Here is an 11,202-nt window from a genome sequence, read left to right as displayed (position 1 = left end):
GAATCGAGATTGTTCCACACAATCCCCTTGAATCCCAACCCAGGGTACGTTAAAATAGCAAGGCATTGGTGAAACGCACCTCCCTCGGGGAGGGATGGCCGAGAGGCTTAAGGCAACGCTTTGCTAAAGCGTCGAACTGGTTATACCGGTTCCGTGGGTTCGAATCCCACTCCCTCCGTACGCGCTCGTAGCTCAGTGGATAGAGCAACTGACTACGAATCAGTAGGTCGCAGGTTCAAATCCTGCCGAGCGCGCCTCAATCACCCTTTTATTTAAAACCCCGCTTTTAAAAAGCGGGGTTTTGTCTTATCTGGGGGAAGACCAAGGTTCTTGGGGGGCTGGGTTGGGCTTCAGGCTGCGACCAGGGCGACTTCCATCGCCTGTTGGGTGGCGCTGACGACCTGACGGATGGTCTGTTTCAGCGGCATGGAGATTCTTGCGCCGCAGGCGAAATGGTGGCCGCCGCCGCCAAACTGTCGCGCAATCTGATTGACGTCCATATGACATTTTGAGCGCCAACTGACTTTGACATAGCCCTGTTTGGTTTCTTTAAACAATAAAATCACTTCTGCAGTCGCCACGGTGAGCAAATCGGAAATTAAATAATCACATTCTGTTTCTTCAAGGCCGTAGCGTTCCAGCATTTCTTGACTGATCACAGCCCAGACCAGGGTATCATCCAAACTGGATTGAATCTTTGCAAAAGCTTCACCCATCAGGCGCATCAGGTTGATCGGTTTTTGCTGATTCAGCATTTGATTGATATAAGTGGGATCTGCGCCAGCAGAGATCAGTTCAGCTGCCTGACGCAAGGTCTCAGGATGGGTGGTTGGGGTGGTAAGGTTGCGTGTATCAAAGACCAGGGCCGAGTAAAGCACTGTGGCGATGGTTTTATCGAGCGGGCAGCGCAAATCTTTGAGAATACGCCAGACAATATCTGCTGTGGCTGGAGAGGATTGATCGATAAACGCGTATTTAGTAAATGTCACAGGGCCCAAGTGATGATCCAGATCTAACCAGGGGTTGACCAGTTTAACGGCTGGATGTAGTTGTTTGGGAGTACCCAGGTCTACAAAGATCATTTTCAGATTCATGTCCAGGGGTTGTTCCAATTGAACATCTGCATGTTGAAGCAGATAGTCCATATAGGGGGGAGTGGCTTCAGGCAAATAGATTTGTACGTTTTTTCCCAGTTTGCGTAAACCCAGATACAGACCAACAGCGGAACCAATTGAATCGGGATCAGGATGGATATGGGGGCAAATCAGGAAATTATCATTTTCTTTGAGAAGTTTTGCGACTTCACGGGTTTGTGAGAGTGGTATGTGTTCGCAGGGGGCACTGAACATCCGTATTCCTTTGTCTTTGCAAGGTTTAACTATGTCTTATCATAGCATAAGCAAGGCTATGACTTGTTTTTATTGATTTTTATTAAGAATCACGAATAAATGTTGTGCTTCAGGGGGGAAAGTGGCTTGACTTTATCTGAATCCACTTGAATATATTCAACTATTCATATATTTTAATTAGTATAAACTAATTTTTCCCAGTGAGGAAAACGTCATGTTGAAAAAATTAAGCCTTGTATTGATCTTTCTGAGTTTAACAGGGGGAGTTGCTTTTGCCGAGACGTGTCAGCCGAAGCCGCATTGGGGATTTCCTGCGCACAAGGTTGCGCGCAGTTCGGCTTGGCCCAAGTCTTGTCAGAATCTGGTCGCCGCGCAAATTGCAGAAGAAAAGATTCCGGGTTCTGCTGTTCAAATCAGCAAGGCCCAATGGAGCCAATGGGTGCGCTTGAACAGTGGCAGTTTGCCGCAGCACAAAATAGCGCGTCTGTTTGAAAATCATTGGATGCCCCGTGTTTTGAGCAGTGGCCAAGCCTATTCAGCCTACCCTCTGCATAAACAGGCACGAAAATAACCAGAGCCAAAGGGTCAGAACCCGATATGATAGAATAGGACACTATGTCTATCTTTCGATTTATTTTGGCCTTTTTGCTTGTGCTTGAATTCAGTTTGCCCGCTTGGGCTGAGCCAGCCTATCGCTTGCAGTTTGCTGAACCCGTAGCAGCAGAGCTTCTCAGCACGCCCAGTGATTATTGGATGGAAACCAGTTTTGCTTTGGTGGGCAGTGCTGCGGGCAATGGGGTGGCCTTGCTCAGCTTTTTTCTGGTAGATATTGCACCTACGGCTTTAAGTGATGGCAGCTCTGCACCCGCTGATTTGATTGGCTCAGGAGGAGCTCTTTGGCTTTTATTGCTGCTTTTACCGGCACTCACCACTCCCTTGACCTTGCAGTTTTTTTACCCGCTGCCGGAACATCTTCAGACTGATTTTTGGTCGACTTTACTGGGCAGTTCTGCCGCTGTGCTCTTACATGCCGTGCTGATGATTCCCCTCTTTTTCTTGGCGAAACAGCCCAGTTTAAGCCAGAGCATCTATCTAATTGCACCTGCAGCTTTGTTTTCGGGCATTTTAATTGAAGGCCTGGCTACGGCCTGGTTTTATGATCAGTCGCGCTCTCTGCGTCTGGAACAGGCCGATGCAGGTCTGAAACTGGTATATCATCTGACTTTTTAAGACAAATTGAAAGATCGATTTCAAAGAAGCGTCGCCAGGGAAAATGCAAATGCCGAATTTCTGCGGGGGTCTGTTGCAGCGCTTTGAAATCTTCTTGCCATTGCTTGAGGCGTTCATTGCCAAAACTTAGAAAACGCAGGCAGGAATCCAAGGTGACAGGCTCGCTATAGTGCGCGCAGAGACGTTGCCGCATGATGCCCTGGTACCAGCCATCATCGAGCAGACGTTCTAAAAGAAAACGCAGTTGTAATTTTCGATCTTGTTGATGCAGACAGGCTTTGAGCCAAGCGAGGGCAAAGCCAAGGGTATTGCCTGTGGTATTCCAGGCGCTGTAGACGCTGAGCCTGTGAAGGGCTTGCTTTTCTTCGAGCTGTTCAAGCAACTGCTGATCTCCGCCATTGGCATAACAAATATCTGCCAAGGCAGAAGGCAAATTCTGAGTTTCCAAGGCCTGTACAATGCGTGCATATTCTGCAGGGGTGATGGGCTGACGGAATGCGCGATCCAGGTATTGATCGGTCTGTCTTTGGGGGGGATTGTGAATCCAGAGTTGAGCTTGGGCCTGTTCTGCCGAGACCCATTCGATGCCTGCTGCTTGGGCTTGGGCCTGAAGGGTTTCGCTCAGCGGAACGCCTTCATAAAGGGTGGCCATTTCACAGGTTTCTGGAAAACTGTAATTAACCGCGACTTTCAAGCGCTCAGGCACGAGGGTGCGCATGAAGAGCACGGAGGCGATTTCATCTGCACCGGGATAGATCAAGACTTTCTTCTCCAGCCCTCTTGCCTGAATCTGGCTGCTCAGTTCGGTTTTTTCCTGTATATTCCAGCCGTATTCTCCTGAATCGTCGCAGCCAATATACAGATTTTCAAAAATACCGTCTTGTGCATATTGCAAAGCCTCAAGCAACAGTGTGAAATTGCGTTGACGCAAAGCCCGGTAATCAGTCAAAACTGCTGTGGGCAGGTGGGTTTTGAGTGCTTGATATTCCTGTTCCAAGCTGGGCTCGGGGTGCTTGCTGAGATAATCCTCAAGCCAGGCGTAGCGGTGAATATCGGTGCCATAGTCCGCCCAATAGGGGCGTTCTTCAGTGGCGTCATTGTGATTTGAAAGGCGCAGCAGAGTGGCAAAGGCTGAGATACGTAAGCTGGGGAAACGCGCTTTGAGCTTTTTCAGATCCGTCAGACGGGCTTGTAGATTTTGCAAGCTTTCTGTGGATTTGCGTGAAAAAACAAGCCCACCATAAAGCCAGGTATCCAGGCTTAAAACCAAGACCTGCGCTGTGTCAAGCTGATTTTCCAACCAGCTTTGCAACTGATCGAGGCGGGCGGGTTTTTGAACATTGCCCAAAATCTGAGCCGGGGGTAAGGCTGCTTTAAAACCTGTGATGGCCGCCAGCTCAACCGGAAAACGGCTGGTGCAGGGACGGTTATCAAGGGGCACCAGCAGAATATCGGTCATGAGGGCGCTTTAACGGCGGGAACTGAAAAGGTCAAGTACAGATTTTTTCAGCGCAGAACCCGACTGTACAAAGAGCAGACGGAAAACCAATCCCAGATAAGTGGGCCATGAAATATAGCCATCGGGAGTTTCGTGTTCTGTTGAAAAAACGGATTCTTTTTCTTTTTCTTCGTCAATGACCTGTTCGCCAGAGACATTCAGACCTGAAAGCTCATAAAAATCAAGATTCAGAAGCGTGGGGTACATGTCTCTGGGATTGAGCTTGATTTTGAGAAATTGGTCAATCGTGTCGCAGTTATAGTAGGTTTCTTCGATTTGGTTCATGATCTCTTTTTTGAGATTCATGGAAACTTCTACAACGCGGTTCAGTGGTAGTTTTTGAATAAACCACTCCACCATTTCTTCAGACACTTCGGTGGTGCGTTTGAGCATACTGCTCAGATGGGGCATTAAATCACGTAAACGAAACTCGAGATTTACGCCCACCCCAACCAGACGGTCTTCGGTGCCCGTGAGGATAATTTTTGCGCTTTGGGGGTCAATGGGCTTATCGTCCAAGGACATAATATAAGCCCCGATATCAATCATCTGATGATAGAGCATGATGCTTTACCTTACCTCATTCCTCATCTTCATCTTCTTCCTCGTCTCCCTCATCCCAGTCTTCATCGGATTCTGAAGAGCTGGCCCTGACCATTCTGCCCACCAGAACAGCACGTTGTTTGGCTGCTTTTTGTGCCTTTTTCTTGATTTTATCCTGAATCATCAAGGCCCACAAGGAGGGCTCTTCTGCGCGCAGGGTAGGCACCAGATTGGCCATGATGCGATAGTGGATATACATCTGAAGTTGAGAAATCTGCTCTTTTTGGATTTCTTCAGGCTGTTCCAGGAAATCTTCCATTTCATACAGATATTTTTCGGCCATGTTCTGAGCGACAACCAGAGAGATTTCACGCATGCCCTGGTGAGCCAATTCAGAGACCAAGTCCGTTTGTTCAATATCTTCATGCATTTCAGGCAATGCGGCTTTGATATGGGTGCAAAAATCATTGGCGGCAGTAATCGCAACGAAATTAACCAACATTTCGGATTGCTCAATATCGTTGATCAGGGTCGCCCGTTTATTGTCGTTGAAGAGCAGAGCGCCGCGGACCGCTTTGCTGACTTCCTTATCGACTTCTTCGAGCATTTCCTCGATAATTGCGGCTTCGGCACCGGCATCGGTATCCATGGAAATGATATCGTTGCCAACGACCATCATTTTAGACTGCTTTTCAGTGCTGTCATTTTCCATGAAAAAGCCTTTGATATCGGGCTTTTTAATCTGGCGGTCCATAAATTCTTGAAAGGCTTTTAGGCCACGTGGCTGGTTGAATTTTTTGGCTTCAGCATATTCAATCGCCTGTTCTGCCAGTTCATTCATGGCGATATTAAAGAGATAGGCCAGTTTGGGCTTGTCTTTCAGCTCCAGGAATTTGCCGATTTGAAGCCAGACCTTGCGCAGTTTATTGGGCGCATGCTCTTGCTCTTTTTGCATTTCAATCAGTTCTTCAGCTTCGTCCTCTTCAAGCTCTGCGATCATAAAATCGAAGATATTGTCGAAGTATTCGCTGTAGTAGTCGATTTGTTTGGGCACATTATCGCCATGGGTCATGGGGTTGATGACGCGCTCTTTGAGCTTTTCTGGCAAAATGGGCGGTGCGGTTTCAATCGAACGTACCAAAATATCCAAGGCCTGTTGAATATAGCGCAGTTCCAATGGCATATAGCCTTGGGGTTGGTTGGTGGTCATGACGATTAGAATGGACATGACCTCTCCCTTAACAATTACGGGCAGAAGCAACATCGATTTAATGCCGTAGGGAGCGGCGAACTGAACCACGCCCTGGTCTGAATATTTTGAACAATCGGGAATCATGAGAAACTGGCGGCTGCTGCGCACCTGTTCCATAATGGCCAGTGGGTGCATGAAAACACCTTCTAGATCAGGCAGTTGTCCGCCTTTGAGGGGTTCTTTCGGAGGAGGAACAGGCATGGGGATTTTGGGGGCATCATCTTCCGTTTTTTCCTGCTTGATTTTGACTTCCATGATTTCAGTGCCCACAACTACGCGTTTGACCTGGGGGCCTTCATCTTTTTTTTCGGGTTTAGGGGGCAGGTTGCTTTGCTGGCGAATCAGACAGATTTCGCCCCCATGTTCAGGGTAGGTTTCGTAAGCCGTGGCAACACAATGATCTGCTTTGAGCATGAGTTTAAAACGGTTGCAGGCCAATTTCAGCATCAGCGGAGGGTCAATAACCGAGGTTTCTAATTCAGATTGAAAATTGCCCACCAGCTTTTGGAGTTCCATGGAGCGCATCCGCTCCTGCTCCATGCGTTTCTTTTGCTCAGCCAGCGCCCGTTTCTGATCACGGGTCAGTTTTTGAGGTGGCTGTCCCTGTACAGGTTGGGCACCTGGGGGGAGATTTGGATTCTGCATAGTCTTGGTCTAACCCTTTCCTGGCTCGTTGTCTGGCTTGATCTTCTGCGCAAAATACATCAAAGGGATTCTTCAATATCCTCTTCTTCATCTTCTTCTTCAGGATTATATTTTACGCCTTTTTTCAGAGGCGTTTTTACTGAGACATTGAAGGATTTTCCGCCGATTTTAAACGACATATATCCGTATTCGCGATCCACTTCAATTTCAAATTCGCGCCCTGAAAAAACTTTTCCCATGGCGGCTGCCATGGCCCGCATGGCGGCGGGGGGAATACTTTGGCCTGCGCCCAAGAGTGAGCGGGGGGGAACATCGGCCTGAATTTGTTTTTGAGCATTGGTCATATTCGCAACAAAGCGGTTCATGCCATTGTCTTGGGCCAGCTTCATCAATTGCTGCTGATCTTGAGAGGGCAGCTGGGTCAAGGCGTTGACATTGGTCGTGGGCAGTTTGACCTGGTTCTGCATTTGATTGAACTGTTTGGCGTCAACCTTAGGTTGCGCCTGTACGGGCCTTGCCTGCTGAGGTTGCGCTGCAGGTTGGGGAACCTGTATCTGTGGTGTCTGAGGGGATACCTGATTTACTCCACCGAACGACATAGCAATCTCCTTCCAGGGCATTTACGTTTCTTTATTGTAACCGATCTTGGGAATGGGAATCCAGTCCCTGACTTTGCCGGGCACATCAGGTTCTCGCTATACTGTATAGAAGCCTTGCTTATCGGAGCCTTCATGCCTCACCGACCCTTAGCTTATCTGAATCCCGCTTTGCGCAGTCGCTTGATTCGTGCTGCGCTCAATGCGGACTCAGCTTCAGATATTATTTTCCTGCTTGAGGAACTCGAGCTGGAGAAGCCTCTGGAAAACACCCCTGAAGAACTTCAGTTTTATTTACAGTCTTTGTTGGCGCGTCTGGCACGTGACTCAGCACAAGAAGCTTCTTTTGTTCGGTGTTGTGAAGGGCTTGCTCAATTTTATCTGTTTGGGGCGGGAGAAGATCCTGTGGTTTTAAGAGAAATCAATCAGGCTTTGCCGCCTGGTTTGTCTTTTAGTCTCAAATCAGGACGTCTTTTGCTGGAGCCTTTACAGTTTTATGCTGAAGACAATCTCTTTGTTCAGGAAAGCAGGATCTGTTTTTTGGATTCTGTGGAAAGTGAAACCTTGATCGCGGGAGAACCCAAAGAAAAGCCGGAGCTGCTCTTATTGGCGCCGGAACTGCCTGAGGTATCTGAACCCGTGGCCGAAACCCCTGAATCGAAGGGGGAATCCCGTCAAAGTCAGCATCAGAGAATTGTGACGCAACGCATGCATATGTTGAAGAATCAGCTTACAGGATGGACAGGACCATGAGTTCAGAAATGGAAAATTTTAGAAAACTTTGTCAGCCGCTTTATGGTTTTTCGTATAAGTATTTTGATCAGCTCAAACCTGAAGATTTGCCCAATTTGGTGTATAACTTTATTCTCAGTCCGTTGGAAATTTATGAATTGGTCAAAAAAGCCCAGGCCCAAATTCCTGAGCTTTTCAAAGTCGTAAGAGAAGAAGACGAAGTGATGGACCTTTGGGCCCACAAGGAAATGGTCTTGAAATGTTTGGTGGTTTTGACCAATTTGAATTTTCTTTATGAACCGCTTAAAAAGGTCAATTTACTTGAAGAAGCGGTTGCGATTCGGGATCGCCTGATCGATGACTTTACCGAGAAGATTCTGGAAGACCCTGCTGTTTTGGCTTCGATTCAAGAGGGGACGATTGAAGAAGAAATTGAGAAGCGCAAACGCAGCAAGGCGATTTTTAATTTTCAACCCTTGTTTGAGCAGCATCGCTCTTTGGTGGTCGAACCCTTGGGGGTACAGTTTCAGGAAATTCCTGAGAAATTTTAATACTTTGTGCTTTGAGAGTTGACGGATCAACAGGCCTTGGTATGATACACACACAGATTGAGGAAAGTGGTAGTTGATAAACAATTATGAGTCTGGCGATTGGTTTTGATCTTGGCGGTACAACTGTAACTGCAGCCCTTGTCTCTGAGACTGGGGAGATTTTAACTCGCCTGGAGGCCCCCACGCCTGCTGAGCAAGCGGCTGAAAAAACGCTTGAGTTGATGAACCGTCTGTTTCATTCTCTTTTCGAGCAGGCACCGGGCTCTGTGGCAGGCATTGGCATGGGATTGGCTGGTTTGGTCGACCCTTTTGCGGGCATTGTGCATACCTCTCCCAATTTGCCGCTTTGGAAAGATGTGAATTTGCGTGAACCCCTTGAACGTGAATTTCAAGTGCCTGTTTACCTTGACAATGATGTCAAAGCCATGGCTTTGGGTGAATTGCATTTTGGCGCAGGCCAGGGTGCCGATTCGATGCTCTGTCTGACTGTAGGCACAGGGATTGGCAGTGCGATTGTTCTGCAGGGTAAGGTTTATCGTGGCGCGACCCTGTCTGCTGGCGAGTTTGGGCATGTGACCGTGGTGCAACAGGGCGGAAAACTCTGTGGCTGTGGCAATACGGGCTGTCTTGAAACGGTGGCCGGCACCCAGGGGATTTTGAGCCTGGCCCAGCGCTATCTGGAACGCGGCCAGGCCCCTATTCTGGCAGAGCGTGTGTTGGCGGGTGAAAAACTGATGCCACGCCTGGTGGCTGAAGCTGCCGCTGCAGGAGATGCCGGCGCCCAAAAAGTCTGGCAGGAAGTGGGAGATTGGTTGGGAACCGCTCTGGCGGGAGTGGTCAATTTCTTGAATCCCGAAAAAATAGTGATTGGGGGAGGCATTGCGCAAGCAGGTTCCCTGCTCTTTGATCCGGTTCAATCAGCGATTCAGACCCGGGCCTTTGCCCTACCGGCCCAAAAAGTGCAGGTTCTTTCTGCGCAATTGGGCCCCGACGCTGGTATTATTGGCGCCTCAGTACTTGCGCGCACAGGAGTTCAAGCATGAAAAACTTTCGTAAAACCAAAATTGTAGCAACCTTGGGGCCAGCTACGGCCAACCCCGATATGATTGAAGCCTTGATTCGACAGGGTGTGAATGTCTTTCGACTTAATTTTTCCCATGGCAGCCATGAGGATCATCTTGTCACCCTCAATACCATTCGTTCTATTTCACAGGAAAAAGAGTTGAATGTTGCGGTGTTGCAAGATTTGCAGGGCCCTAAAATTCGCATTGGCGAAGTTGAAAATGGCGAGGTCGAATTGATCGATGGCAGCCTTTTCTGTATTACCACAGAGACCTGTGTGGCTACCGCTGAGCGGGCTTCGGTTTCTTATCCCTATCTTATGGAAGATATTGAGGTGGGTTCCCGTGTTCTGATCGATGATGGACATATGGAATTGAAAGTCGAAGAAAAAACAGAGCAGGAATTGGTCTGTCGTGTGGTACATGGGGGACCTTTGCGACCTAAAAAAGGTGTTAATTTTCCCGATGCCGCGCTGCAGATTGCGGCCTTGAGTGAAAAAGACAAGCGTGATTTGGCGTTTGCCGTTCAGCACAAAGTGGATTTTATCGCTGTTTCTTTTGTGCAGCGCCCGGCTGACGTGATGGAGGCCAAGGATTATCTCACCAGCAAAGGTGCGTATATTCCCGTGATTGCCAAAATTGAACGCCAGGAAGCGATTAACAATATTGAAGCGATTATCGATATCGCCGATGGTGTGATGGTGGCCCGAGGCGATTTGGGCGTTGAAATTCCGACCGAAGATGTGCCTTTGGCGCAGAAGAAAATTATCCGGCTCTCGAATCGGGCGGGCAAGCCTGTGATTACGGCAACACAAATGCTGGATTCGATGATTCACAGTCCCCGACCGACCCGTGCGGAAGCCTCAGATGTGGCCAATGCCATTTTGGATGGCACCGATGCGGTCATGCTTTCGAACGAGACCGCCACAGGACGTTTTCCGCTCGAAGCGGTTGAAACCATGCACAATATTGCGCTGACGATTGAAGCTGAAATGGCGCGCAATGCTTCCCGTCGCTTGCCCAACCAACCCGCCCAGAATATTGCTGCGGCAGTCGGAACGGCGGCTTGTCAAATGGCTCATCATTTACATGCCACCGCGATTATCACCGCGACCCTGGGAGGCTCAATTACCCGGCAGGTGGCGAAACATCGCCCTTCGATGGTGGTGATAGCCGCCACCCCCCATCAAAAAACCTGCCGTGAAATGAATCTTTTGTGGGGAACCTACCCCATTTTAATTACACCTTCTGAGGATACCGATACACTGATGCGAACGATTCTTGATCAGGCGATTCAGCATGAGCTGGTCAGCCAGGGAGATACCGTGATTATGACTGCAGGCATTCCTGCCGGACAACCGGGCTCGACCAATATGGTCAAAGTCGAGACGGTTACCAAGGTTTTGGCCAATGGCATGGGCTTGGGCCATAAAATTGTCAGTGGCCGTGCCGTTTTGGCCCACACGGCCGAAGAGGCCATGAGCAAGGTGCAGGAAGGGGATATTCTGATCACCACCATGACCACCCGCGATTATATGCCCCTCATGGACCGTATCAGTGGGATCATTACCTCTGAGGGCGGCTTGACCAGCCATGCCGCGATTGTAGGCATGTCCTTGGGCATTCCCGTGCTTTTGGGTGTGGCCAATGCCTTTGAAATTATCCGTGAAGAGGGGCAAATTACGATTGACCCGAACCAGGGCTTGATCTTTACAGGGATTCCCAATATTACCTGATGTGGAATG

At 48.8% G+C, this 11,202-nt stretch carries 11 protein-coding genes and 2 tRNA genes; 8 read left to right on the top strand and 5 right to left on the bottom strand.

The features are described from left to right. Positions 1–88 precede the first annotated feature (88 nt). Together COW20_19915 and COW20_19910 are read left to right on the top strand one after the other, a co-directional pair. Positions 89–178: transfer RNA gene (locus COW20_19915), tRNA-Ser, on the top strand. 3 nt (positions 179–181) lie between these two features. Further along, positions 182–257, top strand: a tRNA-Arg gene (locus COW20_19910). A 93-nt stretch (positions 258–350) separates the two neighbouring features. On the opposite strand, the gene COW20_19905 is transcribed toward COW20_19910, so the two are convergent. After that, a complete protein-coding gene (locus tag COW20_19905; protein PIW45616.1) occupies positions 351–1,349 on the bottom strand; it encodes a hypothetical protein in 999 nt (332 codons plus the stop codon). 214 nt (positions 1,350–1,563) lie between these two features. Here COW20_19905 and COW20_19900 point away from each other — a divergent pair, with 214 nt between their 5' ends. Continuing rightward, a complete protein-coding gene (locus COW20_19900) occupies positions 1,564–1,920 on the top strand; it encodes a hypothetical protein (GenBank protein PIW45615.1) in 357 nt (118 codons plus the stop codon). Positions 1,921–1,964: 44 nt separating this feature from the next. After that, the gene (locus COW20_19895; GenBank protein PIW45614.1) at positions 1,965–2,579 is read left to right on the top strand and encodes a hypothetical protein; all 615 of its coding nucleotides are present in this window, start codon (positions 1,965–1,967) and stop codon (positions 2,577–2,579) included. Here the strand turns inward: COW20_19895 and COW20_19890 are convergent. The 4 genes from COW20_19890 to COW20_19875 are packed head-to-tail and all read right to left on the bottom strand — an operon-like array spanning position 2,491 to position 7,116. Beyond that, the gene (locus COW20_19890; protein ID PIW45613.1) at positions 2,491–4,038 is read right to left on the bottom strand and encodes a hypothetical protein; all 1,548 of its coding nucleotides are present in this window, start codon (positions 4,036–4,038) and stop codon (positions 2,491–2,493) included. The two genes, COW20_19895 and COW20_19890, sit on opposite strands and share 89 nt — an antisense overlap. Positions 4,039–4,047: 9 nt before the next feature. Then, the gene (locus tag COW20_19885) at positions 4,048–4,641 is read right to left on the bottom strand and encodes a hypothetical protein (protein PIW45612.1); all 594 of its coding nucleotides are present in this window, start codon (positions 4,639–4,641) and stop codon (positions 4,048–4,050) included. 16 nt (positions 4,642–4,657) lie between these two features. Then, positions 4,658–6,517, bottom strand: a complete 1,860-nt coding sequence (locus COW20_19880; GenBank protein ID PIW45611.1) for a hypothetical protein — start codon at positions 6,515–6,517, stop codon at positions 4,658–4,660. Positions 6,518–6,576: 59 nt separating this feature from the next. Further along, positions 6,577–7,116, bottom strand: coding sequence for a hypothetical protein (locus COW20_19875; GenBank protein PIW45610.1), 540 nt, complete (start codon positions 7,114–7,116; stop codon positions 6,577–6,579). 132 nt (positions 7,117–7,248) lie between these two features. Here COW20_19875 and COW20_19870 point away from each other — a divergent pair, with 132 nt between their 5' ends. The 4 genes from COW20_19870 (at position 7,249) to pyk (ending at position 11,193) form a co-directional block, all read left to right on the top strand. Beyond that, positions 7,249–7,866, top strand: a complete 618-nt coding sequence (locus COW20_19870; protein ID PIW45609.1) for a hypothetical protein — start codon at positions 7,249–7,251, stop codon at positions 7,864–7,866. Further along, positions 7,863–8,396 carry a hypothetical protein gene (locus COW20_19865; GenBank protein PIW45608.1) on the top strand — a complete coding sequence of 178 codons (534 nt, stop codon included), beginning with the start codon at positions 7,863–7,865 and terminating at the stop codon, positions 8,394–8,396. The genes COW20_19870 and COW20_19865 overlap by 4 nt, the downstream gene beginning before the upstream one ends. Positions 8,397–8,482: 86 nt before the next feature. After that, positions 8,483–9,439, top strand: a complete 957-nt coding sequence (locus tag COW20_19860; GenBank protein ID PIW45607.1) for a glucokinase — start codon at positions 8,483–8,485, stop codon at positions 9,437–9,439. Next, positions 9,436–11,193, top strand: coding sequence for a pyruvate kinase (gene pyk / locus COW20_19855; GenBank protein PIW45606.1), 1,758 nt, complete (start codon positions 9,436–9,438; stop codon positions 11,191–11,193). The genes COW20_19860 and pyk overlap by 4 nt, the downstream gene beginning before the upstream one ends. Positions 11,194–11,202: the final 9 nt, after the last annotated feature.

The organism is bacterium (Candidatus Blackallbacteria) CG13_big_fil_rev_8_21_14_2_50_49_14 (assembly GCA_002783405.1).
GTDB lineage: Bacteria > Cyanobacteriota > Sericytochromatia > UBA7694 > UBA7694.
Note: the sequence above shows the minus strand (reverse complement) of the source record. Positions and strands in the feature narration are given on the sequence as shown.